The sequence below is a fragment of the Kitasatospora sp. NPDC036993 genome, from assembly GCF_055607525.1.
On the sequence record NZ_JBVJRP010000002.1, the window covers coordinates 363,986 to 390,653 of the forward strand.

Consider the following 26,668-nt stretch of genomic DNA (forward strand, 5'->3'; position numbering starts at 1 on the left):
CGTCGGAGAGCTCTGACGGGCTCCGGCGAGCCCTGAGGGACTCCGAGGGGCCCTGACGAACGGATCTCTGCCAAACGGTCGAGGAGGACCACGGAGATGGCGTACTACCGGCAGCTGGGCAGCATCCCGCCCAAGCGGCACACCCAGCACCGCACCCCCGAAGGCGGGCTGTACTACGAGGAGTTGATGGGCGAGGAGGGCTTCTCCTCGGACTCCTCCCTCCTCTACCACCGGGGCATCCCCTCGGCGGTGGTCAACGCGGTGCCGTGGGAGCTGCCGGACCAGTCCACGGTGCCCAACCACCCGCTCCTCCCCCGTCACCTCAAGCTGCACGAGCTGTTCGCGGACCAGGACTGGAAGTCCGCGGACGTCGTCGGCAGCCGCCGGCTGGTCCTCGGCAACGGCGACGTACGGATCTCGTACGTCGCCGCCGGGGCCCCGAGCGAGCTCTACCGCAACGGGCTCGGCGACGAGTGCGTGTACGTGGAGTCCGGTTCCGGCACGGTCGAGACGGTGTTCGGCTCGATCGAGGTCGGGCAGGGCGACTACGTGGTCATCCCGCGCGCCACCACCCACCGCTGGGTGCCGGCCGGCGACGAGCCGCTGCGCGCGTACTGCATCGAGGCGAACAGCCACATCACCCCGGTCAAGCGCTACCTGTCCAAGTACGGGCAGCTGCTGGAACACGCGCCGTACTGCGAGCGGGACTTCCGCGGGCCGGTCGGCCCGCTGGTCGCCGACGCCCCCGGGGACGTCGACGTGCTGGTCAAGCACCGCGGCCCGAACGGGATCTCGGGCACCCGCTACACCGTGCCGCACCACCCCTTCGACGTGGTCGGCTGGGACGGCTGCCTGTACCCGTACGCCTTCAACATCAAGGACTTCGAGCCGATCACCGGCCGGATCCACCAGCCGCCGCCGGCCCACCAGGTGTTCGAGGGCAACGGCTTCGTGATCTGCAACTTCGTTCCGCGCAAGGTGGACTACCACCCGCTGTCGATCCCGGTGCCCTACTACCACGCCAACGTGGACAGCGACGAGGTCATGTTCTACTGCGGCGGCGACTACGCGGCCCGCAAGGGCTCGGGCATCGGCCAGGGCTCGATCTCGCTGCACCCGGGCGGACACACTCACGGGCCGCAGCCCGGGGCGTACGAGCGCAGCATCGGCGTGGACTTCTTCGACGAGCTGGCCGTCATGGTGGACACCTTCCGCCCGCTGGAGCTCGGCGAGGGCGGCCGGGCCACCGAGGACCCCGACTACGCCTGGACCTGGTCCGGTCGGGGGCCGGGGCGATGAGCGCACTGCCCCCGGGGGGTGTGATCCCCGAACTGTTCCGCGGCCTGTTCGACGACGCGGCGGTGTTCCCACCGGGGAACCTGCCGGTCGTCGAGGCGGTGCCCGCGCACCGGGCGCACCGGGCGGCCTGGTACGCCGAGGCCGTCGGGCCGCTCCTCTGCGGGGCTGGCCGGCTGCGCGAGTTGGCCGCGGCGGTCGTGAACTCCCCGGCAGCCGCGGACGCTTCCGCGGCCACGGACTCCGCGGCGGTGACGGCCGCCGCGGCCGAGGGGGGCGCAGCGGGGGCGGACGGCCCGGCGGCGGGCGGCTGGCCGCTCAAGGTCGGGCTGGTGCTGCCGGGGGGCAGCACCGAGCTCGCCCAGGCGCTCGCCGCCGTCGCGCCGTTCGAGCTGGCCGGCGTCGAGCTGGCCACCCGGGACGCCGCCGAGGCGGTGGCCGAGCTCGACCGGCTGCTGCCGCCGGGCGTCCCGGCCGCCGTCGAGGTTCCGCGCGAACTCCTGCGCGGGGACGGGCTGGACGCCGTCCTGGACGTGCTGCTGGACAGCCCGTACCGGGCGAAGTTCCGCACCGGCGGGGTGGTCGCCGAGGCGTTCCCGGACGAGGATGAGCTGGCCGCCTTCCTCACCGGCTGCGCGCGGCGTGGACTGCCGTACAAGTGCACGGCCGGGCTGCACAACGCCGTCCGGCACACCGACCCGGAGACCGGCTTCGAGCACCACGGCTTCCTGAACGTGCTGCTGGCCGCTCAGGAGACCGACCGGGCCACGGCGGCGACGGTGCTGGCGGAGCGCGACGGCGAGGTGCTGGCCAAGGCGGCGCGCGCACTGACGGATCGTCAGGTCACGGTGATCCGAAACTCGTTCACCGCGTTCGGCACCTGTAGCATCACCGAACCCCTGGGCGACCTGGCCACGCTCGGCCTGCTCCCGCCGCCCAGTCCACTGCACCAGGAGGACCGTTGAGCACCACCCCCAGCAGCTGGCTCGCCAGCGCCCAGGACTCGCCGTTCGGCGTGCACAACCTGCCGTACGGCGTCTTCACCGCCGCCGACCGGCCCGGGCGGCGCCGGATCGGCGTGCGTGTCGGGGACTTCGTGCTGGACGCCGGGGCGGCCGCCCGTGCGGTCGGCGCGCCGTCCGTGCTGCTGGACGCGGACTCGCTCAACCCGCTGATGGCGGCCGGGCGTCCGGTCTGGACCCGGGTGCGGGCGGACCTCACCACCTGGCTCACCGACGAGTCGTTCCGCGAGGCACTGTCGCCCGCGCTGCTGCCGGCCGACGAGGTGGAGCTGCACCTGCCGTTCGAGGTCGCCGACTACGTCGACTTCTACGCCTCGGAGCACCACGCCACCAACCTGGGCCGGATCCTCCGCCCGGGCTCGGAGGCGCTCACCCCCAACTGGAAGCACCTGCCGATCGGTTACCACGGGCGGGCGGGCACGGTCGTGGTCTCCGGCACTCCGGTGGTGCGGCCGCACGGGCAGCGCAAGGCGCCGGCCGACGCCGCGCCGAGCTTCGGGCCGTCCCGTCGGCTGGACATCGAGGCCGAGGTCGGCTTCGTCGTCGGCACGCCGTCGGAGCTGGGCCGACCGGTCGTGATGGACGACTTCCGCGAGCACGTGTTCGGCGTCTGCCTGCTCAACGACTGGTCGGCGCGCGACATCCAGGGCTGGGAGTACGTGCCGCTCGGCCCGTTCCTCGGCAAGTCCTTCGCGACCTCGGTCTCACCGTGGATCGTCCCGCTGGACGCCCTGGAGCACGCCCGGATCGCGCCGCCGGAGCGCGACGTCGAGCCGCTGGCGTACCTGGACGACCGGGGCCGCGAGCCGTGGGGGCTGGACCTGGCGATGGAGGTCCGGCTGAACGGGCACCCGGTCTCCCGGCCGCCGTTCGCCACGATGTACTGGACGGCGCAGCAGCAGCTGACCCACATGACCGTCAACGGCGCCTCGCTGCGCACCGGCGACCTGTTCGCCTCGGGGACGGTCAGCGGGCCCGAGCGGGACACCCGGGGTGCGCTGATCGAGCTGACCTGGAACGGCGAGGAACCGCTCAAGCTGCCGGACGGGACGACCCGGGCCTTCCTGGAGGACGGTGACGAGGTGACCATCACCGCCACCGCGCCCGGGCCGGACGGCGCCGTGGTCGGCTTCGGCGAGGTCTCGGGGCGGGTGCGGGGCTGAAGGGTCCCGGGCGGCGGCAGGTGACAAGCCGCGGGTAACAGATAACGGATTACAGATAACGGATGACAGCTGACAGCTGACAGATGACAGCTTTCATCATCTGTCAGCTGTCATCTGTTTGCCCGCCCCTGCCTACAACCGGGAGCCTCCGGTGGCATCGACCACGCGCCCGGTCATCCACCGCGCGTCGTCCGAGGCGAGGAAGGCGACGATGTCCGCGATGTCCTCCGGCGCCCCGACCCGGCCGAGCGCGGCGAGCGCGGCCGCCTGCGCCCTCGCCTCCGGGTCGGCCAGCCAGCCCGCGTTGAGGTCGGTGTCGATGATCCCGGGCGCCACGGAGTTGACGGTGATCCCGCGCGACCCGAGCTGCTGGGCCAGGTTGAGCGAGAAGGTGTCCAGGGCGCCCTTGGTCGCGCCGTAGGCCATGATCTCCGGCATCGCCATCCGGGCCAGGCCGCTGGAGACGTTGATGATCCGACCGCCGTCGCGCAGCCGCTCCAGCCCGTGCTTGACGATGAAGAACGGCGCGCGGACATTGACCGCGAAGACCTCGTCGAACTCCTCCTCCGTCAGGCCCGCGAGGTCGGAGCTGCGTCCGATCCCGGCGTTGTTCACGATGATGTCGACGCCTCCGGTGGGCGCGTGCCCGCTTATCCGCTCGTCGAAGGCCTCCCACAGCGCGACGGCGTCACCGTACCTCCCGAGCGCGGAGGGCAACGCGAAGGCCCGCCCGCCGTCGGCGCGGATGCCCGCGACCACCTCCTCCGCGGCCGCCTCGTCCCGGGCGTACCCGACGGCGACGGTGGCGCCGTCCCGCCCGAGCCGGCGGGCGATGGCCCGGCCGATCCCCCTGCTGCCGCCCGTGACCAGCGCCGTCCTGCCCTGAAGTCCGTACGCGCCCATGGCTGAGCCCCCTTCTGCTGCATCCCGATAGTTATTGAGCGATCGCTCAAAAAAGAAGCTAGCACACATTTCTTGAGTGAGTGCTCTAAAATTCAGCGCATGACAGCGGCGCAGAAGGCGAAAGCAGCACCGGAAGGCGGGGCGACCGCCCCCACGCCGACCCCCACATCGGCCCCCACGCCGGCCCCCGCATCGGCCCCCCGACGCGGCCGCCCGCCGGCCTTCGACCGGGACGAGGTGCTCACCGCGGCCACCCGGCTCTTCTGGCAGCACGGCTACGAAGCCACCTCGGTCACCGACCTCACCTCCGCCATGGGCATCCGCCCCGGCAGCCTGTACGCGGCCTTCGGCGACAAGGAGTCGCTGTTCGAGGAGGTCGTCCGCCGGTACGGCCGCTCCCCCGTCGGCGCGTTCGTGACCGTCGCGCTGGAGGAGGAACCCACCGCGCACGACGCCTTCGCCCGCATCCTGCGCGAGGCCGCCGCCGTCTACGCCGACCCGTCGCACCCGGCCGGCTGCCTGATGATCTCCGCGGCCACCAACGTCACCCCGCAGGACGCCGGCATCCAGGACCGGCTGCGCGAGCTGCGCAACGGGAACCTGCGGACCTTCGAGGAGCGGCTGCACCGGGCCCGGCAGGACGGCGAGCTGCCGCCCGAGGCCGATCCGAAGACACTGGCCGGCTACTTCGGCACGGTCCTCCAGGGAATGTCCCAGCAGGCCAGGGACGGCGCCACCACCGCCGACCTGACCCGCATCGCCGAACTCGCCCTGCGCGCCTGGCCCTGAGCCGGGCCGCACACCCCGGCTCTCCCCCGGCCCGCCCCACCCCCGGCCCGGTGATCACAACCGCCCGCCTCCCCCGGTACGGTGGACCGCGGAATCCGGCCGGGGCCAGGAGGAACGGCGGAACCGGCGGGTACGGACAGCGGACGGCCACGGAGCCCGGTGGACACCGGCAGGCTCCGACGGACGTCGGCATCACCGAGGGACGGGAGCGGGACCCGATGAGCACAGAGGTGGCGGAGGTCCGGGCCTTCCTGGACGGCGGCGTCGGACGGCTCGTACTGGACCGTCCGCGGGCGCTCAACTCGCTGACCCACGGCATGGTCACCGCCCTGCGCGCCACCCTGGACGACTGGGCCGCGGACGACCGGATACGCGCCGTCGTCCTGACCGGCGCGGGCGAGCGCGGCCTGTGCGCGGGCGGCGACATCCGGGCGATGCACGACGACGCCAAGACGGGCGGGGCCGGCACCCGGGCGTTCTTCCGCGACGAGTACCGGCTGAACGCGCTGATCGCCCGCTACCCGAAGCCGTACGTCGCGGTGCTGGACGGCATCACCATGGGCGGCGGCGTCGGCGTGTCCGCCCACGGCGCGGTGCGGATCGTCACCGAGCGCTCCACGGTCGCGATGCCCGAGACCCGGATCGGCATCGCCCCGGACGTCGGCGGCAGCCGCCTGCTCGCCCACGCCCCGGGCGAGTTGGGCACCCACCTCGGGCTCACCGCGGCCTCGATGGGCCCGGGCGACGCCCTGCTCTGCGGGTTCGCGGACCACTTCGTGCCCTCATCGCGCATCCCCGGGCTGCTCGAAGCCCTGGGCCGGACCACCGCCGCGACGGCCGGCAGCACCACCGCCGGGATCGCCGCCCTCGTCGCCGCGCACGCCGAGCCCGCGCCGCCCGCCGCGCTGGCCGCCCAGCGCCCGTGGATCGACTCCTGCTACGCGGCCGACACGGTCGAGGAGATCGTCGACCGGCTGCTGGACTCCGGTGTCCCGGAGGCCAAGGAGGCCGCCGAAGCCGTCCTGGCGAACTCCCCCACCGCCGTCAAGACCACCCTGGCCGCGCTGCGCCGCGCCCGCACGCTCCCCTCGCTGGAGGCCGTGCTCGACCAGGAGTACCGGATCTCCTGCGCCGCGCTGGAGAGCCACGACATGGTCGAGGGCATCCGCGCGCAGGTGATCGACAAGGACCGCAGCCCCCGCTGGAGGCCCGGCACGCTCGCCGAGGTGACGGAGGCGGACGTCGCCCGCTCCTTCGCGCCACGCGAGGGTGATGAACTTGGCCTCGCGCCGCGCGAGGGCGACGCACCGGGCCTCGCCTGATCCGGCCCCCGACCTCCCACCGGCACACCTGGAGCCCGCCATGAACCACCCGGTCCCGCCGCCCCCGGCCGGGGAAACCGACCCGCTGTCCAGGGTCCCGCTGGGCGAGCAGGTGCGCGGGCTGCTGCTGGAGGGCCTGCTGAACGGCCGCTGGCAGCCCGGCGACCGGATCGTCGAGCGGCGCCTGGCCGTCGAGCTGAAGGTCAGCCAGGCGCCGGTCAGGGAGGCGCTGCGGGCGCTCGGGACTCTCGGGCTGCTCGACGCCGAGCCCAACCGGGGCGTGCGGGTGCGCGAGATCGGCCCGGCCGAACTGCTGGAGGTCTACCAGGTGCGGGCCTCGCTGGAGCGGCTGGCCGCCGAGTCCGCGGTGGTCCGGCTGGCCGGCGACACCACCGCCCTGGAGCGGCACGCCGAGCGGATGGCGGCCGCGGCGGCGGCGGGCGACGCGCTCGGCCAGGCCCGGCACGGGGTGGCCTTCCACCGCGAGATCGTGGCCGCCTCCGGCAACGGGACGCTGTTGCGGACCTGGGAGGGTCTCGGGGTCGAGGTGTGGACGGTGCTCTCGCTGCACCGGGTCCGGCCCGAGCTGCACGAGAACGCCGCCGACCACCAGCCGCTGATCGAGGCGTTCCGGCGGCAGGACCCGGAGGCCGGCCGGCTGCTGGCCGAGCACGTCCTGGAGTACGCCCGACGCGGGAGCGCGCAGGACGAGGACGCCCGGCACTCCGACTGAACCCTCCACGCAGCCGTCCACCTCGCGGGTTCTCCTTCCCTTCATCGATAATGTTCGCACAAAGATGATCGATCATCTCTCAAATTACTCGCCAGTATCGCTTGACGCGCCACCAGAGTGCTCCTTACCGTCCAAATAATTCCATGGAGAGGAATGTCATTCCGCATCCCGGAATGAACACCTGAAGCGCACCGCAAAGGGGAATCCACCGTGTCCCAGCCCGTGTCCCAGCTCGACCAGCTGCCAGACCCAGACCCCGAGGAGACCTCGGAGTGGCGCGCGTCCCTCGACGCCGCCCGCGACTTCGGTGGCCCCGACCGCGCCGCCCACCTGCTGCGCCGCCTCGTCGAGCACGCCGAACTGCGCCGGCTCGACATCCCTCCGCTGCTGGACACCCCGTACGTCAACACCATCCCCGGCGCCGCCGAACCCGAGTTCCCCGGCGACGAGGAGATGGAGCGCCGGATCACCGCCTGGAACCGCTGGAACGCCGCCGCCATGGTGACCAGGGGCAACCACCGCGGCGGCCTGGGCGGGCACATGGCCACCTACGCCTCCGCCGCCTGGCTGTACGAGGTCGGCTTCCAGCACTTCTTCCGCGGCAAGGAGGCCGACGGCTCCGGTGACCAGCTCTACGTCCAGGGCCACGCCGCCCCCGGCGTCTACGCCCGGGCGTTCCTGGAGGGCCGGATCTCCGAGGCCCGGCTGGACCGCTTCCGCCAGGAGGCCGGCGGCGACGGCCTGCCCTCGTACCCGCACCCGCGCCGGCTGCCCTGGTTCTGGGAGTTCCCGACCGTCTCGATGGGCCTCGGACCGCTCTCGGCGATCCACCAGGCCCGGTTCAACCGGTACCTGACCGCGCGCGGGATCAAGGACACCTCCGGCTCGCACGTCTGGGCCTTCCTCGGCGACGGCGAGATGGACGAGCCGGAGGCCACCGCCGCCCTGGGCCTGGCCGCCCGCGAGCAGCTGGACAACCTCACCTTCGTGGTCAACTGCAACCTGCAGCGCCTGGACGGGCCGGTGCGCGGCAACGGCAGGATCGTGCGGGAGCTGGAACGCCGGTTCCGCGCGGCCGGCTGGAACGTGGTCAAGTCGCTCTGGGGCGAGGCCTGGGACGAGCTGCTGGCCCGCGACACCACGGGCGCGCTGGTCCGCCGGCTGGGCGAGGTGCCGGACGGACAGTTCCAGACCTACGCCGCCTCGGACGCCGCGTACATCCGCGCGCACCTCTTCCACGGCTCCCCCGAACTGCGGGCGCTCGCCGACACCGTGGACGACCGGCGGCTGGTCGAGACCGTCGCCACCTCCCGCGGCGGCCACGAGCCGCGCAAGGTGTACGCGGCCTACCGCGCGGCGCTGGAGCACCGGGGCGCGCCCACGGTCGTACTGGTGCAGACCGTCAAGGGCTGGACGCTCGGCCCCGGCTTCGAGTCCCGCAACGCCAACCACCAGATGAAGAAGCTCTCCGGCGCGGAGTTCAGGGCGATGCGCGACCTTCTCGGACTCCCCATCCCCGACAGTGCGTTGAACGACAGGATGCCGCCGTACGCGCACCCGGGACCGGACTCCCCCGAGGTCCGTTACCTGCGCGAGCGCCGCGCCGCGCTGGGCGGACCGGCGCCCGCCCGCCGAGTGCGCTTCACCCCGCTGCCCGACCTGCCCGCCAAGCCCTTCGAGGCGCTGTTCAAGGGCTCCGGCGGGCAGGAGATCGCCACCACGACGGCCTTCGTCCGACTGGTCAAGGACCTGATGCGGGACAAGGAGACCGGCCGGCGCTGGGTGCCGATCGTCCCGGACGAGGCACGTACCTTCGGCATGGAGTCGCTCTTCCCGAGCGCGGGCATCTACTCACCACTGGGGCAGACCTACGACCCGGTCGACCGTGACCAGCTGCTCCACTACAAGGAGTCGGCGACCGGCCAGATCCTCAACGAGGGCATCACCGAAGCCGGCTCGATGGCATCGCTGACCGCCGCCGCGACCGCGTACGCCACCCACGGCGAGCCGGTCATCCCGTTCTACATCTTCTACTCGATGTTCGGCTGGCAGCGCACCGCCGACCAGATGTGGGCGCTGGGCGACCAGTTGGGCCGAGGCTTCCTGATCGGCGCCACCGCCGGCCGGACGACCATGACCGGCGAGGGCCTTCAACACGCCGACGGGCACTCCCAGTTGATCGCCTCCACCAACCCGGCCGCACTCTCCTACGACCCGGCGTTCGGCTACGAGGTCGCTGTGGTCGTCCGCGAGGGACTGCGCCGGATGTACGGCGCCGACGAGCAGCACCCGCAGGGCGAGGACGTGTTCTACTACCTCACCGTCTACAACGAGCCGCTGCCGCAGCCCGCGCTCCCGGACGGCGAGGGGGTCGTGGACGGCATCCTGCGCGGCCTCTACCGCTACCGCACGGCGGACGCCGCCGCCCTGCCCGCCGCCGCGCCGCGGCTCCAACTGCTCGCCTCCGGCACCGCCGTGCGCTGGGCCCTGGCGGCGCAGCGGCTGCTCGGCGAGGAGTGGGGTGTGGCGGCCGACATCTGGTCCGCGCCGTCCTGGACGGAGCTGCGCCGCGAGGCGCTGGACTGCGACGCGGACGCCCTGGCGCGGGCCGCGGCCGGCACCGGGGCGGCGGGCCGCGTCCCGTACGTGACCCGGGCGCTGGCCGGGGCGCCCGGGCCGGTGCTGGCGGTCAGCGACTGGATGCGCGCGGTGCCGGACCAGATCCGCCCGTGGGTGGAACAGGACTGGACCTCGCTGGGCACCGACGGCTTCGGCCTCTCGGACAGCCGGGCGGCGGCCCGGCGGCACTTCGGGGTGGACGCCGAGTCGGTGACGGTCGCGGCGCTCGCCTCGCTGGCCCGCCGGGGCGAGGTCGACGCGGAGACCGTACGGCGGGCGGCGGAGCGGTACGGCGTCCGGTTCTGACCGGCCCGGCTCCGCCCCTCCCATCGCCCCCGCCTCCGGCACCTGGTGACCGGCGTCTCGCATACCAAGACTGGCGCGAGGCGGGGCGCGTCGTAGATCGTTGGGTGGTCAGGGCGCGCCCGCGGGCGCCGAGCAGCGGAAATGGGAGTCGACGGCGATGACCGAGACCGAGACCTACGAGACGATCCTGGTCGAGCGCAGGGGCCGGGTGGGGCTGATCACGCTCAACCGGCCCAAGGCGCTCAACGCGCTGAACACCCGGCTGATGAACGAGGTCGTCGCCGCCGCGACCGCCTTCGACCGGGACCCGGAGATCGGCTGTCTGGTGATCACCGGCTCGGAGAAGGCCTTCGCGGCCGGCGCCGACATCAAGGAGATGCAGGGCAACAGGTTCCCTGACGTCTACCTGGACGACTGGCTGGGCCCGTGGGACCGGATCGGCGCGCTGCGCAAGCCGGTGGTCGCGGCGGTGGCCGGGTTCGCGCTGGGCGGCGGCTGCGAGCTGGCGATGCTCTGCGACGTGCTGCTGGCGGCGGACACCGCGAAGTTCGGGCAGCCGGAGATCAAGCTCGGGGTGATCCCCGGCATCGGCGGCTCGCAGCGGCTCACCCGGGCGATCGGCAAGGCGAAGGCGATGGAGCTGTGCCTGACCGGTCGGATGATGGGCGCAGAGGAGGCCGAACGGGCCGGACTGGTCTCCCGGATCGTCCCGGCGGACCAACTCCTCACCGAGGCGCTGGCCACCGCCGGGACCATCGCGGCGATGTCCACCCCGGCGGCGGTCATGATGAAGGAGAGCGTCAACCGCGCCTTCGAGACCACCCTGGCCGAGGGCGTCCGCTTCGAGCGCCGGCTCTTCCACGCCGCCTTCGCCACGGCGGACCAGAAGGAGGGCATGGCGGCCTTCGCCGAGAAGCGCCCGCCGGAGTTCCAGAACCGCTGACGGCGCGGGACGGCAGACAGAGTTCAGCTGACAGATTTCAGATGTTGAAATCTGTCAGCTGAACTCTGTTTTCTGTTTTCCGGCCTCTGCCAGGTGTCGGCTGTCAGCTGTCAGCTGTCAGCCGAGTTCACCCCTCCCCCACCGCCACCGTGTTCAGCCGGGCGAGCCCGCTGCGGGTGGCGGCGACCACGATCTGGTCGCCCGGGGCGAGCCGCCGGGTGCGGTCGGGGAAGTTCCACTGCAACTGCCCACCGTGGGCGAAGCGCACCGCGATCACCCGGACCCCGCCCGGATCCTCCAGGTCATGCCGGTTAAGCCCGATCAGCCGGCTGCCGTCCTCCGCCTTCAGCTCGGCGATCAGCAGCACGTGCCGGAGCACCGACAGTGTTCCGCGCACCTCGCGCCCCATCAGCGCCGCCGCGAACGCGGGCGCGGCCAGGTAGGACACCGACCGGGAGGCCGCGTTGTCCAGCGTCCGGTAGAAGTGGCTCGCGAAGTCGTCCTCGAACAGCCGCACCACCACCCGGACTTCGGGATTGCCGTGGCGCGCCTCCAGGGCCGCCTCCAGGTTGGTGGCGTCGTCCCCGCTGACCGCGACCAGTGCCCGGCTGTGCTTCAGCCTGGCCCGGCGCAGCTGCTGCTCGAACGGGCCGTCGCCCAGCACCACCGGAATCCCGAGCGCCCGTACGGCGGCGATGCCGCGGGCCTGCGGGTCCCGCTCCATGCAGACCACCGGTACGCCCATGTCGTGCAGTTGGGTCGCCACCCGGGTGCCCACGTTGCCGAGACCGACGACGATCACGTGGTCCCGGGTGCCCGCCCCCGGGTTGCGCGGCTGCCCGCGCCGCCCGGAGCCCAGCACCTCGACCGCGATGGCGGTGGCGACCGGCGCGAAGGTGATCCCGCAGACGGTGATCACCACCTGTGCGACCCGCTGCCAGAACCCGCCGGTGCCCGACCCCGAGGAGATGTCGGCGAGCTGGTCCGGCTGGGCGGCGCCGGCCAGGTCGAGCAGTGCGATGTAGACGGTCCAGCCGAAGTTCCGGTTGAGGTACCAGAGCACCCCGAAGGCCAGCAGCACCGCCGCGAAGGCGGTGAGCAGCACCAGCCTCATCCGGGCACTGGTGAAGAAGCGCATGGTGTCGAGCACCCGCCAGCGCAGCCGCCGTTTCCAGTCGGTCGGCTCCCGGGGCTCGATCCGCAGCACCTGGAGCGCCGCACGGCCGCCCGACTCCTCCTCCGGGGCCGGGTCGGCCTGCGGTACCGGTTCGCGCCGTACGGTGCCGGGACGGATCGGCCCGTCGTCGCCGAACTCGCTGGCGAGCCGGACGAATTCGGCCGAATCGCCCTGCTGTTCGGGCAGCAGCCTGATCCTGCCGACGTCCTGCCGGTCGATCTGGTCGGCGACCACGCAGATCCGGTCGGCGGTGATGTCGTCGTCGAACGCGATGTGCAGGTAGCGTCCCTCGATCTCCACCGAGTTGGGCCGTCCGAGCGCCGCGGAGGCGAAGGCCGGGGCGGCGGTGGCGGAACCGGAGAGCGCGGCACCGTTCTTGAGCAGCCGTTCGATGTTCTCGCCGAGCCGCTGGTTGAACATCCGGAACACGATGCGGATGTCCGGGTTGTGGTTCTGGGCGCTGAGCGCGGTGTGGATGTTCTCCTGGTCGCTCCCCTCGACCAGGGCGAGGCCGCGCGCGGTGCCGATGGACACCGCGCGCAGCGCCTCCTCGGTGACGCTGGCGTACTCCACGACCGCGGCGACGCCGGTGAGTTGCTCGATCTGCGGCGCGTGGTCGCGGGTTCGGTCGGCGACCAGGACGACGACCGGGACCTCGTAGTGCTCGACGAGTTCCCGAACCAGTCGGTGGGCCAGCGCGTTGCCCCCGCAGACGATGTAGTGCTGGCTGATCGGCTCGACCGGAGGGGTCCCCCACCCTTCAGAAGTCATACCGACAGACGGTATCGACGGAGAATGTCCGGGGGATGTCGTTCCGGTGACCGAGGAGAATCCCCCGAACGGCCGAACCCGACGCGCGGTCCGGCGGTGACGCGCGGAGGCTGGGGTTCGTTCCCTGCCCGCCAGCCGGGCGACCCGACACCGATCGTGACCCGACGCCCCACACCGGCCGTCGCGGCATCACACGGTCGGCACGTCATCCGTCGCCCGGCGCCAGCCCGAGGAGTACGCCACCGTGGCCCCTCCGATCATCACTCCCGACGGTGCCCCGGTCCAGGGCCCGCTCGGACTGCTCGCCAAGGCCGCCTGGCAGGTCCTGCTGGTCGCCGGACTCGCCTCGCTCGCCCTCGGAATCGTGGTCTTCGCCTGGCCCCGGCAGACGCTCCTGGTGGTGGGCGTGCTGTTCGGCCTCTACCTGCTGGTGATCGGCATCGTGCAGCTGGTCGCCGCGTTCGGCACCCACTCCACCACCGCACTGCGGGTGCTGGCCTTCATCAGCGGCGCGATCTGCGTCCTGCTGGGGCTGCTCTGCTTCCGCAGCGCCGTGCAGTCGCTGCTGCTGCTCGCGCTCTGGATCGGGATCGGCTGGCTGTTCCGCGGCATCACCCAGCTCGCCGCCGCGATCTCCGACCCGCTGATGCCCGCCCGCGGCTGGCAGGCCTTCGCGGGCGTGGCCAACACCCTGGCCGGCGTGCTGCTGATGGTGTGGCCGGTCGGGTCGATCTCCGCGCTGACCGTGCTGGCCGGCTGCTGGCTGGTGATCCTGGGCCTGGTCGAGATCGTCACGGCGGTGCAGGTGCGCGGCCGGGCCAAGCGGATCCCGGCGGGGGTCTGACCGGCGCCTCCCGAAGGCTGCCCACCCCATACCGGAGGCGTCACGGGCGCGGCGCGTAGCCGATCCGGTAGGTGGCGGCCTCCAGGCGCTCCGGGCTGAGCCGGGCGTCGGTCAGCCGCTCGGCGAGCGCGAACGCGGCCTCGCCGCACAGGTCGTGCTCCTCCGTCTCCAGCTCGAAACCGCAGGCGGTCAGCAGCTCGGGGATACCGGGAGCCTCGGCGTCCGTACCGTCCCGCTGGTCGGGGAAGAGCGGCTCGAAGTGGAGCCGCCGAGTGCCGTGCTCCCACCAGTGGAAGTGGTCCGCGGCGTTGACGTCGCGGAAGTGCGAGACCAGCCGGGTGCCCTCGCCGAGCCGGGGGATCACCGTGTCCAGGACGCCGAGGTAGCCGTAGGGCTCGATCGCGAGGGCCCAGCCGTCGAGTTCGGTGACCGCGACGAGCAACCGGTCCTCGGCCGGGTCGAACAGCGCCCCGGCCTCCGCGTCCGCCCCGTCCTCGTAGGCCTCCGAGCGGGCCGTCACCGCTTCCAGGCCCACGGCGTCGCTCCCCGGCAGGGCGTCGAAGCGGCGCAGCAGCTCGTCGGGCGTGAGCCCCTGGACCCGGGTGAGGCAGTAGGCCTCGGCCAGGCCCGGGTAGCGCGCCTCGAACCAGGTGTAGTCGGTGGCGTGTGCGGTCATGGCGGTGATGCTGCCAGACCCCTCGGACAGCGGGTCACCCGGGCACGTCAGAGCCAGACCGGCTCGTCCGTCCCCCAGCGCCCGGGCGGGCGCGACCAGTCGGCCGGCGCGCCCTCGTAGCCGATCGGCGGCAGGGCGTGGCGCAGCCGCCCGTACGCGGAGTCGGTCTCGGTCAGCCACTGGGAGGGGTCGTACGGCCCGGACGGGACTCCCTGCGGCACTTCCGGTTCCGCCTCCGGTTCGATGCCGTGCAGCAGCCAGGAGGCCGTGCCGGCGAGGGAGAAGCGCAGGTGGCGGCCACCGGGGCGGTGGGTGCGCTGGTCGGTGAGCGCGCGCAGGACGGCGGCGGCGACGAGGTAGCCGGTCCCGTGGTCGAGCGCCTGGGCGGGCAGCACGCCGGGGCGGCCGTCCGCGCCGGAGTCGTGGGCCGCCTCGTGGGCCGCCTCGTGGGCGGCGATGCCGACACCCGCCTGGACCAGGCTGTCGAAGCCCCTCCGACCGGCCCAGGGGCCGGTCCAGCCCCAGGCGCAGAGCTGGGCGAGGATCAGGTCCGGGCGGCGGGCGAACAGGGCCCCGGGGCCCAGGCCGTGGGCGTCGAGGCTGCCGGGGCGGTAGCCGCTGACCACGACGTCCGCGGTGGCGAGGAGTTCCTCGAAGACCGCGTGGTCGGCCGGCTCGGCGAGGTCGAGGCGGGTGGAGCGCTTGCCGAAGCCGGTGTCCGCGTGGGCGTCCTCGGCCTCGGGCAGCCGGGGCGAGTCGATGCGCAGGACGTCGGCGCCCAGCAGGGCGAGGGTGCGGGTGGCGACCGGTCCGGCGATCACCCGGGTGAGGTCGAGGACCCGGATCCCGGCGGCGGGCCGGTCCACGGGAGCCTCGCCGAGCGGGCGCACCGGTGCGGACCCGGCCGCGGCACCGATCTCCCGGTGCTCCACCAGGGGGTGTACGGCCGGGCTCACCGGCGCGACGGCCACCGCGAGCGCCCCTGCCTCGTACGCGCGCTCCTGGATCTGCTCGGCCGGCAGTCCGCGGAGCACCTCGGCGAGCTGCTCGGGCCCGGCGTCGGAGGCGAGGCCGAGGGCGGAGAGCAGCCGGGTGCGGTGGTGCGGGTAGTTGGCGTGGGTCCGCACCCAGCCGTCCGCGGTGCGCCAGAAGCCGGAGTGCGGGGCGAAACCGACAGGCGTACGGCCGTCGATCGCCAGGTGCCGCTCGCTGACGAAGGCGGTGGCGACCGCGCCCTGGTCCACCCGGACGGCGGGAACGGGCGCACCGCCACGGTGGGCGGCGAGTTCGGCGGCGGCCAGTGAGCAGACCGCCACCGTCGCCCGGGCGAGCCGGCGCACCGGGAGACCGGAGGGCAGGACGTCGTCCGGGCCGTGGAAGGTCACCCGCTCCAGCAGTCCGGCCGGTCCGCCGAGGGCCGCCCAGGCGTGGGCGGTGGGGCGGTCGGCGGCTGCGGCGGGCCCGGGAGTTCCAGAAGTTCCAGGCGTCCCAGGGACTCCAGGGGCTCCTGTGGGTCCAGTAGGTCCTGCGGTTCCTACGGTTCCTGCGGTTCCTACGGTTCCTGCGGGCAACGGACGATCGGTCATGCCCGGCATTGTGCTCCCCTTCTCAGGCGCTCGCCGTGACGCCCGCCACCAGCATCAGCAGTACCGCCGAGACCATCGTCATCCGGCGGGCCGCCTGCGGGGTGCCGCCGAACCGCCCGCCGAGGCGCCCGCTGGCGTGGGCGACCAGCCCGTACACCACCGCGCAGGCCAACACGTTGAGCGAGCCGAGCGCGAGCACCTGCCCGCCGACCGGCAGTGCGGCGTCCGGGTCGACGAACTGCGGCACCAGGGAGAGGTAGAGCAGCAGCCCCTTGGGGTTGAGCAGCGCGGTCAGCACGCTCTGGCGCAGCACCGTCGCGGTGGGCTGCGGCTTGGGCGCGGTCAGGGCGGCGGCGCCCCCGCCCTTGCGCAGCGCCAGCAGCATCATGACGGCCAGCACCAGCAGGTACGCGGCGCCGGTCAGTCGCAGCACGGGCAGGGCGGCCGGGACGGCGCGCAGCGCGGCGGCCAGTCCGGCGCTGGAGAGCAGGGTGTGGACGGCGTACCCGGCGCAGACCCCGCCGACCGCGATCAGCGCGGCGCGCCGTCCCTGGCCGAGGCCGCGGGCGGCGATGTAGAGCCAGTCTGGGCCCGGAGTGCAGACCAGGAGCAGGTCGACTCCGAGGAAGAGGAGGAGGGCGTGGGTGTCCATGGGCGTGGGCGTGGCCTGTCGTGCTCGTCACGGTGTGGGACCCGGCGCGGCGGCCGGGGGCGTTCCGGCGGTCTGCCGGGGGTCCCGGCAGCTGGCCAGGGCGTCCCGACGGCCGGTTCGGTCACTGAAGGTAGCCGGATCCGACTGGCACGCGATGGCCACTTCCTGCTGGTCGGAGCGGCGTTTTGGCAGAATGTTGCGCCATGGACCGAATCGACCGCAGAATCCTCCGCGAGCTCCAGCAGGACGGGCGGCTGACCAACGCCGAACTGGCCTCCCGGGTCGACCTCACCCCCTCCCCCTGCCTGCGCCGGGTGCGCCAGCTGGAGCAGGACGGCGTGATCCGCGGCTACCGCGCGATGCTGGACGGCGCCGCGGTCGGGCGCGGCTTCCAGCCCTTCGTGACAATCACCATGCGTCACGAGGACCAGATGACGGTCGCCGAGTTCGAGCGCCGGGTGGCCGAGCTGCCGGAGGTGGTGGAGGCGCACCGCCTGTTCGGCGAGCCCGACTACCTGCTGCGGATCGCGGTGGCCGACATCGCCGCGTACGAGCGCTTCATCACCGACGTGCTGTCCGGTCTGCCGGGCATCGCGCAGGTCAACTCGCACCTGACGATGAAGCAGGTGAAGGCCGACCGGGGGCTGCCGGTCGGCGGGTAGGGTGCGAACGGGGGCCCGCACGGCCGCCCGTACGAGGGCAGAGCGACGCACTGCGACGTGGGGGGCTGAATTGCGCGTGATCCGCCGTCTCGACCTGGGGTACTTCGTCCGGCCGGCCGGCGAGACGGGCGGCCCGGAGCCGCGCGTGGAGCCGGTGCTCGCCTACCTGGTCCGGCGTCCGGAGGGACTGCTGCTCTTCGACACCGGGATCGGCGGCGGCGAGCCGGAGACCGAGGCGCACTACCGTCCGGTCCGCCGCCCGCTGCCGGAGGCGCTCGCCGCGGCCGGGGTCGCCGTCGCCGACATCGACCTGGTGGTCAACTGCCACCTGCACTTCGACCACTGCGGCGGCAACCCGCTGTTCGCCGGCACGCCAGTCCTCGCCCAGGCCGCCGAGCTGGCCGCCGCCAGGAACGGCGGGTACACCATCGACGCGCTGGTCGACTTCCCCGGCGCCGAGCACCGCGAACTCGACGGCGAGGCGGAGGTCTGGCCCGGCGTCCGGGTGCTGCCCACGCCCGGCCACACCGGGGGCCACCAGTCGGTGCTGGTGGACCGCCCGGGCGGCGGGCCGGTCCTGCTGGCCGGGCAGGCGTACGACTTCGCCTCCGAGTACGGGCAGGCGGTGCTCGCCCGGCGGGCGGCGCGCGAGGGCGTGGCCGCGCCGCTGCCCGGCTACCGGACCTGGCTCGACCGGGTCGCGGAGTACGGGCCGCGCCGGGTGCTCTTCGCGCACGACCACGCGGTCTGGGAACCGGCCGACTAGCGGCGGACCCACCGGGGCCGGCCGTGTGGAAGGTTCCACCGGTTCAGCAGGTCCAGGTGGTTCGGAACAGTCGGTTCGGAACAGACGGGTTCAGAAGGTGAAGCGCAGCGAGCGGACCCGGTGGTCGAAGCTGGACGGGACGAGCTGCGGCTCGCCGACCGACCGTGCCTCGGGCAGCCGGGTGAAGAGCTCGCGGAAGAGCGCCGTCATCTCCTGCTGGGCCAGGTGCGCGCCGAGGCAGTAGTGCGGACCGCCGCCGCCGAAGCCGAGGTGCGGGTTGGGCGTGCGGGTGATGTCGAAGGCGTCCGGGTCGGGGAACACCACTTCGTCCCGGTTGGCCGAGCCGTAGAACAGCGCGACCTTCTCCCCCGCCCGCAGCAGGGTGCCGCCGGTGCCGCCCAGCTCGTGGTCGACGGCGAGGGTCCGGTTGAACTGGATGATCGGCGTGGCGTGACGGATCATCTCGTCCACCGCACCGCCGAGCCGCCCGTCGAGGTCGTCGAGCAGCAGGGCGCGCTGCTCGGGGTGGACGGTCAGCAGGTGCAGGCCGTGGGCCAGCGCGTTGCGGGTGGTCTCGACCCCGGCGACCAGCAGCAGGCTGAAGAAGGCGCCCAGCTCGCGCCCGGTGAGCCGGCGGCCGTCCAGGTCGGCGGTGACCAGCGCGGAGATCAGGTCCTCCTCCGGTCGGCGACGGCGCTCGCGGCCGATCCCGGCGACGATGCCCTGCATCCGGCCGAGGGCCCGCAGCCCCCGCCCCGGTGCCCGGAACCGGCGGCGCAGCGGGCGGGCCACCCCGATGTCCTCGGAGCTGCGGTTGACCAGGTCGAGGATGGCGCGGCGCGTCCGCTCGGGAATGCCCATCATGGTGCAGATCACCTGGAACGGGAGCTCGGCGGCGACCGCGCTCACGAAGTCCTCCGGCCGCTCCCGCTCGATCCGGTCGACCAGCTCGGTGCTGATCCGCCGGACGTCCTCCTCGACCCGGTCGAGCAGCCGCGGGGTGAAGGCCCGCGAGACGATCCGGCGCAGCTGGGCGTGGCGGGGGTCGTCCAGGTTGACCATCGAGTCGCCGAACAGCAGCCGGACCCAGCGGGCCGGGGCGGGCGTGGTCACGCCGGGCCCGCTGAGGAAGACGGCGGGGGTCCGGCTGGCCTCGACCACGTCGGCGTGGCGGACCAACGCGTGGAAACCCCGTCCGGTAGCGCGGTCACCGAAGAACACCGGGCCGGGACGGCGGCGCAGCTCCTCGAAGGCTGCGGCGCGGTCGGCGGCGGGCAGCTGCCAGAAACGGGGGTCGGCGAGGTCGGCGGGCTCGGGCGCGGTGGCGGGCTCGGGCGCGGTGGCGGGCTCGGGCGCGGTGGCGGGCTCGGGCGCGGTGGCGGGCTCGGGCGCGGTGGCGGGTTGGGAGGCGTCAGCGGCCTCGGCTGCATCAGCGGGTTCGGACGCATCGGATGCGTCGGATGCGTCGGCGGGCTGGGACACCTCGGATTCATCCGCGGGCTCGGACGCCTCGGCAGCCTCGGCGGGCTCGGCGGGCTCGGACACATCGGCGGCCGGGGTCGGCTCGGCCGACTCGGCCGGCTCCTCGCGGCCCTCGGCCTTCGCCGGGGCGGTCGCCGGCTCCGGGGCCGTCGCCTGTGCTGGGACGGTCGGCTGCGCGGTGGCGGCGGGCTCGGCAATGTCGGCCGTGGGCGCCGAGGTATCCGTCGGGGTCTCCAAGGCGGGACCTCTCTGCTTCTTGACGGCGCCGTTCCGATACGCACCGTACGCGATGATGCACATTTAGTGAGCGAATGATGCGCGCTGTCAAACCGCCCCGATGGTCGTACGAGCGGTTGTTCCGGTCTGCATGCCGGTCGGCGCGGCGGGCCGGCGCACCCGCACCGACGGCGGTCCGGAGCGCTGCGGCCCGGGCGGGCGGGCATGTTCTCACGGAACGGATCCGGCCATCACCGGAGGGTGCGGTCCGGGCCCGGCGGGGCGGGTGCGACGATGAGTGCCATCGTGATGACCGACCGGATCCGCCTGCTGCGCGCCGTGGTCTTCGCCGCGCTGTGCGTGGCGATGGCCGCCACCGCGCACGTCGCCATGGCCGGGTCCGGGGTCACCCCATCGGTGCTGGCCGGGGCTTTCGGGGCGGTCCTCGGGCTGACCTGGCTGCTCGCCGGGAAGCGGCGCGGACTCGGGGTGATCAGCCTCTGGATGGTCGTGGCGCAGACCGTGCTGCACCAGTTGTTCGAACAGGCCGGGGCGCTCTCCCGAGGGGGCGGCGGCCTCGGCCGGCTCGCCGGCACCGACTGGGCCGCCCTGCTGCTGTGCAACCCCGACCGGGCGACCGGCGGGCTCTCCCCGGTCGAACTGGCGCGGATGGCGGGCATCGACCCGGACGTCCCGCCGACCACCGGCGGCCTGCGGCCCACGGCGGGAATGCATCACGGCGCCCCGGGCGCAACGGCCGTGGACCAGGGCCTGCCCGGGATGACCGGCATGGCGGGGATGCCCTCCGGGCCGCACGTGATGCCCGACGGGACGTTCCACGGCGGCGGGTCGTACGACGCGGGGCAGAGCCTGGCCGGCGGACCGGCGCACGAGACGGCGCACGACGTGGCGCACGGAATGTCCCACGGCATGTCGCCGGGGATGACCGCCGCCCACGTGCTCGCCGCGCTGGCGTGCGCGCTCCTGCTCTGGCGCGGTGACGCGGCGCTGGTCCGGCTCTTCGAGCTGCTCGGCGCACTCGGCGCGGTGGTCGCGGGGGCGCTGCTGCTCCCACTGCTGGCGCTGTTCGCGCGCCCCTTCGGCTGCCGGGCCCCTGCGCCGCCCCGACCGGCCGACGACCGGGCCCGGCCGCCGCTGTCGGTGCTGCTGACCCACGCCGTGGTCCGGCGCGGGCCTCCGGCGTTCGCCCTCGCCTGCTGACGCGCCCGCCGCTGTTCCCGCACCCTGGCCGCCTCCGGCCGCCGGGACGCGCGCGACGGGCAGGTCGCCCCGGGGTACGGCCGCGCCTTGCGCCGTCGCGCCGCCGGGGTGCGGGCCCCCGCGCGCCACCCGTGCCTCCCCAGGGGATTCCGGCGTGCCGCGCGGCTGCCCACGGACGCCGACGGTGCCGCGCTGCGCGGTGCCGTTCCCAGCCTTCCCCCGGGACCTTCCCATGCCTGAATTCGACGGCGCACCGGCTCCGGCCGGCGCCACCGTCCTGCCGTTCCCCCTGCCCACGGCGTCCCGACCGTGCCGACCGCGGCTAGCGCTCCGCGGGGGCCTGAACTCCGGGCCGCTCCTCGCCCAGCCGGGCCAGCAGCCGGGCCGACCACTCGGGCGACGGCCCGTCTGCGGTGCCCGACCGCACCTGCCGGCGCAGCCGTTCGGCCCGGGCCAGCCACTCCTGGCAGCCGGTGCAGCGCGCGACGTGCTTGTCCAGCCGGGCCTCCGGCAGGCCGCTCGGTTCGCCGTCGAGCCGGGCGGACAGAGCGGTACGAAATTGCACGCATTTCATATGCCCATCGTCCCGCATGACCTCGACGGCAGGCCCGGTCGGGTCGAGCGCCGCCTGGTCGGGGGCCGTCCGGTCGGGGGCTGCCGTGGATGACGAACAGCTCACCGCACTGGCACTGACCGCCCGCGCCGGACGGGCGGCGGACGTCGAGGCCTTCGTCCGGGCGACCCAGCGGGACGTCTGGCGCTTCGTCGCCCATCTGACCGACGTGCAGTCCGCCGACGACCTCGCGCAGGAGACGTTCCTGCGCGCGCTGCGAGGCCTGCCCGCGTTCGCGGGGCGCTCCTCGGCCCGTACCTGGCTGCTGTCGATCGCCCGGCGCACGGTGATCGACCGGTACCGGATGGCCGCCGCCCGGCCGCGCTGCGCGGCGCTGCCGGACTGGCAGGAGGCTGCGGAACGGCAGGGCGGCGCACCGTCGGCCGGGTTCGAGGACGGCATCGCGCTCGGCGACCTGCTCGACCGGGTGCCCGCTCAGCGGCGGGAGGCCTTCGTGCTGACGCAGGTGGTCGGCCTGAGCTATGCCGAGGCGGCCGAGGTCGCCGGCTGCCCCGTCGGGACCGTCCGGTCCCGGGTCGCCCGGGCCCGGGAGGAACTGGTGGCGCGTCTGCGTGCCGCCGAGACCGGGGAACTCGCGACCGCCTGCTGAGCATGAGGGCCACGGGACGGGCACCGGCGGTCAGCCGACGGCCGACGGCTGACGGCTGACGGCTGACGGCTGACGGCTGACGGCTGACGGCTGACGGCTGACGGCTGACGGCTGACGACGAATAGCAGACAGCGAACAGATGACAGACTTCGAAATCTGTCATCTGTTCGCTGAAAGCTGTCAGTCGCCTGCCCCGCCCCCGCCCCGCCTCCCCGAAAAATTCCCCCACGTGTTCGGAACCGGAGCCCCCGAGCCCCCGACTGCTGTACCGGACCCCGCCGCCGAGGCGGTGTCCGGTACAGCAGCACGGGAGACGGAGGGACTTCATGGCAGCGCATCCGAACCAGGCCGCCGCTTCCCTGACAGACAACCGGCAGCACCCGGCCGACCGCTGGAGCCTGGTGGTCGCGGCCGGCCTGCTGTCGTTCGTCGCGATGCTCGACATGAACGTGGTCAACCTCGCGCTCACCGACATCTCGGCCGGCCTGCACGTCTCCCCCGGAGTCGCCCAGTGGGCCGCCTTGGGCTACCAACTCCCTCTGGTCGCCCTGCTGTTGCCCGCCGGTCGATGGCTGGACCAGGTCGGCACCCGCTCGGCCCTGCTGCTCGCGGTCGGCTGCTTCGCCACGTGCAGCGTGCTGGCCGCCTGCGCCCCCTGGGCCGGCTGGCTGATCGCGGCCCGGATGCTCCAAGGCGCCTTCGGGGCCGTGCTCTTCGTCCTGATGCCGGTACTCGCCGCGACCTCCGTCCGGCCCGGGCTGCGCGGCCGGGCGATGAGCGTGCCCGCGACGCTCGGCCCGCTCGGCGCCGTCACCGGGCCGGTCATCGGCGGTCTGCTGCTGGACCACCTCGGCTGGCGGGCGGTCTTCCTGGTCAAACTGCCGGTCTGCCTGGCCGCCGTCCTGATCGTGTGGCGCCATGCCCCGCGCCATGGCGGGCTACGGCCGCCCGACCGGGCCGCGCTCGGTGACGCCGTGCTGATCGGCACCGCGGTGGCCGCCGTCCTGCTCGGCCTCACCCTGGCGCCCAGGGGGCCGCAGTGGCTGCTGCTCACGCTGCCCGCCGTCCCACTGGTGCTGGGCTGGCTGCGCCGCCCCGGCGGCCGACCGGTGGCCGAGGTGCTGCGAGTCGCCGGGACCGCCGGGGTCAACGCCTCGGTGCTGGCGCTCGCCGCCGGCTTCGCGGCCTGCCACTACCTGCTCGCCCAGCACCTGCGCGGCGCCCGGGGCGAGAGCGCCACCGCCACCGCGCTCACCATGCTGGCCTTCCCGCTCGGCATGGTGCTGGCCGGCCGGGTCGGCGGACGGCTGGCCGACCGCTGGGGCGCCCGCCCGACCGCGCTCACCGGCGCCGCCGTCACCACTCTCGGCCTGGCCCTGCTCGTCCCGCTGGACACCCAATGGTCCGCCCTCGACATCGCCGCGCGACTCGCCCTGGCCGGTGCCGGGATGGGCCTCAACGGCGGTCCCACCCAGGCCCTGGTGATGTCCGCCTCCCCGCCGGGGAAGCTCGCCACCGCCGGGTCCGCCGTCCAGCTCGCCCGCAGCCTCGGCTTCGCGCTCGGTCCGGCCCTCGCCACCGCCGCCGCCCTGACCGGTGACCGCACCACCACCGGGACGCGCGCCGGCATCGCCCTGGCCGCCCTGGTCGCGGCGACGGCGGTCGTCCTGCTCGTCCTGTACCGCCGCAGCGGCGACCGCGGCTGACTCCGACGGCCCGCACCCCGCGCCCCCGGCTCCCCGAACACACCCGCACCCGCACCCGCACCCGCACCCGCACCCGCACCCGCACCGCCGAAGGATCACCCCAGATGACCGAGACCGCCCCCGACACGCCGCGCTGCCCGTACGGATACGACCGGCTCCCCTCCCCCGTCCCGCTGTACGGCCCGGACTACAAGCGCGACCCGTACCCGCTCTACCAGCGGATGCGGGAGGCCGGTCCGGTGCACCGGGTGGAGTTCCCCAGCGGCATCCACGCCTGGCTGGTCACCGGCTACCGGGCCGCCCACGCCGCCCTCAACGACCCCCGCCTGGGCAAGAACCACGCGCTGGGCAACGCCGACTGGCGCCGGCTCGCCTCGATCATGCCCGAGCCGCAGCACTCACAGCTCCAGGTCCACCTGCTCCACCAGGACCCGCCCAAGCACACGTCGATGCGCCGGCTCGTCCTGGACGCCTTCGCCCCGCGCCGGGTGGAGTCGCTGCGCCCCCGGTTCCGGGAGCTGGCCGACGCCCTGGTGGACGAGCTGCCGGAGTCCGGCGGCGCCGACCTGGTGGCCGGCTTCGCGGCCCACTACCCCTTCCGGGTGCTCGCCGAAGTCATCGGCCTGCCACCCGAGTTGGCGGAGCGCTTCGACCGGGACTGGGGCAAGGTGGTCCAGCCGGTCGGCCCGCAGGACCCCGGCCGCCCGGCGTACGAGGCGCGGCTGCGCGGCCTCCAGACGTACATCGCCGACGTCGTCGACCACAAGCGCGCCGACCGCCCGGCCTCCGGTCGGCCCGCCGACGAGGACCTGCTGGGCCGGCTCGTCGCCGCCCACGACGCGGGCGAGTTGAGCCGCGCGGAGCTCGACTCGATGGTGTTCCAGCTGCTGGTGGCCGGGCAGGAGCCGGTCACCAACCAGATCACCACCATGCTGGTCACCCTGCTGCGTCACCCCGAAGAGCTCGCCAGGCTGCGCGAGGGCGTCGAGGAGCTCGGCCGGCTCGCCCGGGCGGTGGAGGAACTGCTGCGCCACGACGCCGCGTTCGAGCTCACCACCTGGCGGTTCTTCGCCGAGGACAGCGACCTGTTCGGCACCGCCGTCCCGGCCGGCGACTCGGTGATCGTCTCGCTCTGCGCCGCCAACCGCGACGACGCGCAGTTCTCCGAGGCCGACCGCCTCGACCTCGACCGCACCCCCAACGCCCACCTGGCCTTCGGCCACGGCATCCACTTCTGCCCCGGCGCCGCGCTGGCCAGGGCCGAGCTCCAGATCGCCCTCGCCACCCTGCTCACCCGGCTGCCGGGTCTCCGCCCGGCCGAGGCGCCCGGCGACGGCCTCGCGGACCTGGTGTGGGTTCCCGCCGTCCTGGCACGCGGGGTGAACCGGCTGCCGGTCGCCTACGACCGCCGCCGCTGACCCCCGGGCGACGACCCGCCGTCGCCACCGCCGTCACCCGGCAACGCCCGCCCGCAGCCCGCACCGCACCACCTTCCCGTGGAGGAACCACCATGCCGCCCGTCGGCACCGCTCCCACCGCCACCGCCCCCGCCGCCACCACTCCCTTCATCGGCGCTCCCGCCATCGGCGCCCCCACTCCCGAGGACCGCCCCTCGGCCGAGCGGCTCGCCGCCCGCGTCCTCGGTCTGCTGCTGCCGCACCGTCGCGCCGCCGACCCGGAGTTCGATGCCCGGCCTGAGCACTTCCCGCTCCAGCTCGCCCAGTTGGCGGACTTCATCGCCGCCGGTGAGCCGATCGTCCTCACCCTGCCCGGCTTCCCCTGCAAGTCGCCGAACCCGGCGAAGGTGCTCGGCCACCTGCCCGACGAGGGCGAACGGCTGTCGCTGACCTTCCTCGACGGGCTCTGCGCCGGGATCGGCCGTCTGTACGCACCCGGCGCGCGCATCCTGATCTGCTCGGACGGACACATCTTCGGCGACCTGATCAACGTCCCGGACGACCACATAGACGCCTACTCGGACGCCCTGACCGCGATGATCGCCCGCGAGGGCCTGACCCGCCTCGACACCTTCGACCTGCGGGCCGTCCTCGGCGACCTCCCGTACGACGAGAAGCGCGCCCGGGTGCACGCCCAGTACGCGCCCGGCGTCGAGGAGTTGCGCGAGCAGGTGCTGACCGAGGAGGAGACCCTGCGGCTCTACCGGGGCATCACCCGCTTCCTCGCCGAGGACAGCACCGGCTTCACCGGCACCCGCTCCGCCCTCCAGCGGGAGTGCCGCCGCCGCGCCTACGGCGTGATCCAGCGCAGCCGCGCCTGGGGCGAGTTGATCGCCGAGCACCACCCGCGCGCCGTCCGGCTCTCCATCCACCCGCAGCCGGCCGGGGCCTCGAAGTTCGGCATCCGGCTGCTGGCGGCAGCCGACGCCTGGACCACACCCTGGCACTCCGCGGTGCTCCACCGCACGGACGGCGGAGCGGAGTTGCTGCGCAACGACGAGGCCGCGCGACTCGGCCGGCTGGTCCTGCGCGACGACCGGCCGAGCCACTACGAAAGCCACCGGGAAGAGACCCACGACGAGAAGCAGGACGAGAACCGCCGGGGACGAGGCCGCTGAGGCCCAGGCCTCCTG

The 26,668-nt window shown here is 73.9% G+C and carries 22 protein-coding genes and 1 pseudogene; 16 read left to right on the forward strand and 7 right to left on the reverse strand.

From position 1 onward, the window contains the following. Positions 1-96 precede the first annotated feature (96 nt). Genes ACZ7C5_RS05030 through fahA form a run of 3 tightly spaced genes read left to right on the forward strand, consistent with a single transcriptional unit; the run spans position 97 to position 3,481 of the window. On the forward strand, positions 97-1,299 hold the full coding sequence (locus tag ACZ7C5_RS05030) for a cupin domain-containing protein (protein WP_470321995.1): 1,203 nt from the start codon (positions 97-99) through the stop codon (positions 1,297-1,299). Beyond that, entirely contained in the window at positions 1,296-2,261 is a 966-nt protein-coding gene (locus tag ACZ7C5_RS05035; protein WP_470321996.1) for a hypothetical protein, read from the forward strand. Before ACZ7C5_RS05030 ends, ACZ7C5_RS05035 begins: the two co-directional genes overlap by 4 nt. After that, positions 2,258-3,481, forward strand: coding sequence for a fumarylacetoacetase (gene fahA / locus ACZ7C5_RS05040; RefSeq protein ID WP_401084713.1), 1,224 nt, complete (start codon positions 2,258-2,260; stop codon positions 3,479-3,481). The genes ACZ7C5_RS05035 and fahA overlap by 4 nt, the downstream gene beginning before the upstream one ends. A gap of 132 nt (positions 3,482-3,613) precedes the next feature. Here fahA and ACZ7C5_RS05045 read toward each other — a convergent pair whose 3' ends face one another. Next, positions 3,614-4,384, reverse strand: coding sequence for an SDR family oxidoreductase (locus ACZ7C5_RS05045; RefSeq protein ID WP_401084715.1), 771 nt, complete (start codon positions 4,382-4,384; stop codon positions 3,614-3,616). A gap of 99 nt (positions 4,385-4,483) precedes the next feature. Here ACZ7C5_RS05045 and ACZ7C5_RS05050 point away from each other — a divergent pair, with 99 nt between their 5' ends. The 5 genes from ACZ7C5_RS05050 (at position 4,484) to ACZ7C5_RS05070 (ending at position 11,096) form a co-directional block, all read left to right on the forward strand. Next, a complete protein-coding gene (locus ACZ7C5_RS05050; protein WP_470321997.1) occupies positions 4,484-5,173 on the forward strand; it encodes a TetR/AcrR family transcriptional regulator in 690 nt (229 codons plus the stop codon). Positions 5,174-5,391: 218 nt separating this feature from the next. Then, positions 5,392-6,495 (forward strand): enoyl-CoA hydratase/isomerase family protein, encoded by a 1,104-nt coding sequence (locus ACZ7C5_RS05055; protein WP_401084720.1) that lies wholly within the window; start codon positions 5,392-5,394, stop codon positions 6,493-6,495. Positions 6,496-6,535: 40 nt separating this feature from the next. Beyond that, positions 6,536-7,228, forward strand: a complete 693-nt coding sequence (locus tag ACZ7C5_RS05060; RefSeq protein WP_470321998.1) for a GntR family transcriptional regulator — start codon at positions 6,536-6,538, stop codon at positions 7,226-7,228. Positions 7,229-7,438: 210 nt separating this feature from the next. After that, the gene (gene aceE, locus ACZ7C5_RS05065) at positions 7,439-10,153 is read left to right on the forward strand and encodes a pyruvate dehydrogenase (acetyl-transferring), homodimeric type (protein WP_401084726.1); all 2,715 of its coding nucleotides are present in this window, start codon (positions 7,439-7,441) and stop codon (positions 10,151-10,153) included. A 157-nt stretch (positions 10,154-10,310) separates the two neighbouring features. Continuing rightward, positions 10,311-11,096, forward strand: coding sequence for an enoyl-CoA hydratase (locus tag ACZ7C5_RS05070; RefSeq protein WP_401084728.1), 786 nt, complete (start codon positions 10,311-10,313; stop codon positions 11,094-11,096). A 127-nt stretch (positions 11,097-11,223) separates the two neighbouring features. On the opposite strand, the gene ACZ7C5_RS05075 is transcribed toward ACZ7C5_RS05070, so the two are convergent. After that, the gene (locus ACZ7C5_RS05075) at positions 11,224-13,044 is read right to left on the reverse strand and encodes an NAD-binding protein (RefSeq protein WP_401084731.1); all 1,821 of its coding nucleotides are present in this window, start codon (positions 13,042-13,044) and stop codon (positions 11,224-11,226) included. 244 nt (positions 13,045-13,288) lie between these two features. Between ACZ7C5_RS05075 and ACZ7C5_RS05080 the strand changes: the two genes are divergently transcribed. After that, complete coding sequence (locus ACZ7C5_RS05080; RefSeq protein ID WP_188300727.1) at positions 13,289-13,888, forward strand: HdeD family acid-resistance protein; 600 nt, start codon at positions 13,289-13,291, stop codon at positions 13,886-13,888. Between the two features lie 40 nt (positions 13,889-13,928). On the opposite strand, the gene ACZ7C5_RS05085 is transcribed toward ACZ7C5_RS05080, so the two are convergent. The 3 genes from ACZ7C5_RS05085 to ACZ7C5_RS05095 all read right to left on the reverse strand — a co-directional run bounded on the left by ACZ7C5_RS05085 (position 13,929) and on the right by ACZ7C5_RS05095 (position 16,802). Further along, positions 13,929-14,564 carry a DUF6461 domain-containing protein gene (locus ACZ7C5_RS05085; protein ID WP_401084735.1) on the reverse strand — a complete coding sequence of 212 codons (636 nt, stop codon included), beginning with the start codon at positions 14,562-14,564 and terminating at the stop codon, positions 13,929-13,931. Between the two features lie 47 nt (positions 14,565-14,611). Beyond that, the gene (locus ACZ7C5_RS05090; protein WP_470321999.1) at positions 14,612-15,949 is read right to left on the reverse strand and encodes a CoA transferase; all 1,338 of its coding nucleotides are present in this window, start codon (positions 15,947-15,949) and stop codon (positions 14,612-14,614) included. Positions 15,950-16,172: 223 nt separating this feature from the next. Next, entirely contained in the window at positions 16,173-16,802 is a 630-nt protein-coding gene (locus ACZ7C5_RS05095; protein WP_188300730.1) for a LysE family translocator, read from the reverse strand. A 203-nt stretch (positions 16,803-17,005) separates the two neighbouring features. Between ACZ7C5_RS05095 and ACZ7C5_RS05100 the strand changes: the two genes are divergently transcribed. Next, positions 17,006-17,464: an Lrp/AsnC family transcriptional regulator gene (locus tag ACZ7C5_RS05100; RefSeq protein ID WP_188300731.1), complete on the forward strand. Its 459-nt coding sequence runs from the start codon at positions 17,006-17,008 to the stop codon at positions 17,462-17,464. Positions 17,465-17,543: 79 nt separating this feature from the next. Continuing rightward, the gene (locus ACZ7C5_RS05105; protein WP_401085287.1) at positions 17,544-18,230 is read left to right on the forward strand and encodes an MBL fold metallo-hydrolase; all 687 of its coding nucleotides are present in this window, start codon (positions 17,544-17,546) and stop codon (positions 18,228-18,230) included. 90 nt (positions 18,231-18,320) lie between these two features. Here ACZ7C5_RS05105 and ACZ7C5_RS05110 read toward each other — a convergent pair. Beyond that, a pseudogene (locus ACZ7C5_RS05110) lies at positions 18,321-19,535 on the reverse strand (cytochrome P450); the annotation flags it as partial. A gap of 687 nt (positions 19,536-20,222) precedes the next feature. On the opposite strand from ACZ7C5_RS05110, the gene ACZ7C5_RS05115 reads away from it, so the two are divergent. Continuing rightward, positions 20,223-21,149, forward strand: coding sequence for a hypothetical protein (locus ACZ7C5_RS05115; protein WP_470322000.1), 927 nt, complete (start codon positions 20,223-20,225; stop codon positions 21,147-21,149). 322 nt (positions 21,150-21,471) lie between these two features. Here ACZ7C5_RS05115 and ACZ7C5_RS05120 read toward each other — a convergent pair whose 3' ends face one another. After that, on the reverse strand, positions 21,472-21,723 hold the full coding sequence (locus tag ACZ7C5_RS05120; RefSeq protein WP_401084750.1) for a zf-HC2 domain-containing protein: 252 nt from the start codon (positions 21,721-21,723) through the stop codon (positions 21,472-21,474). A gap of 85 nt (positions 21,724-21,808) precedes the next feature. Here ACZ7C5_RS05120 and ACZ7C5_RS05125 point away from each other — a divergent pair, with 85 nt between their 5' ends. The 4 genes from ACZ7C5_RS05125 to ACZ7C5_RS05140 all read left to right on the forward strand — a co-directional run bounded on the left by ACZ7C5_RS05125 (position 21,809) and on the right by ACZ7C5_RS05140 (position 26,653). Then, entirely contained in the window at positions 21,809-22,372 is a 564-nt protein-coding gene (locus tag ACZ7C5_RS05125) for a sigma-70 family RNA polymerase sigma factor (RefSeq protein ID WP_401084753.1), read from the forward strand. A 326-nt stretch (positions 22,373-22,698) separates the two neighbouring features. After that, positions 22,699-24,078 carry an MFS transporter gene (locus tag ACZ7C5_RS05130; protein ID WP_470322001.1) on the forward strand — a complete coding sequence of 460 codons (1,380 nt, stop codon included), beginning with the start codon at positions 22,699-22,701 and terminating at the stop codon, positions 24,076-24,078. A 104-nt stretch (positions 24,079-24,182) separates the two neighbouring features. After that, entirely contained in the window at positions 24,183-25,496 is a 1,314-nt protein-coding gene (locus ACZ7C5_RS05135; RefSeq protein WP_470322002.1) for a cytochrome P450 family protein, read from the forward strand. Positions 25,497-25,588: 92 nt separating this feature from the next. Continuing rightward, positions 25,589-26,653 (forward strand): L-tyrosine/L-tryptophan isonitrile synthase family protein, encoded by a 1,065-nt coding sequence (locus ACZ7C5_RS05140; RefSeq protein ID WP_470322003.1) that lies wholly within the window; start codon positions 25,589-25,591, stop codon positions 26,651-26,653. The last annotated feature ends 15 nt before the right edge of the window (positions 26,654-26,668 follow it).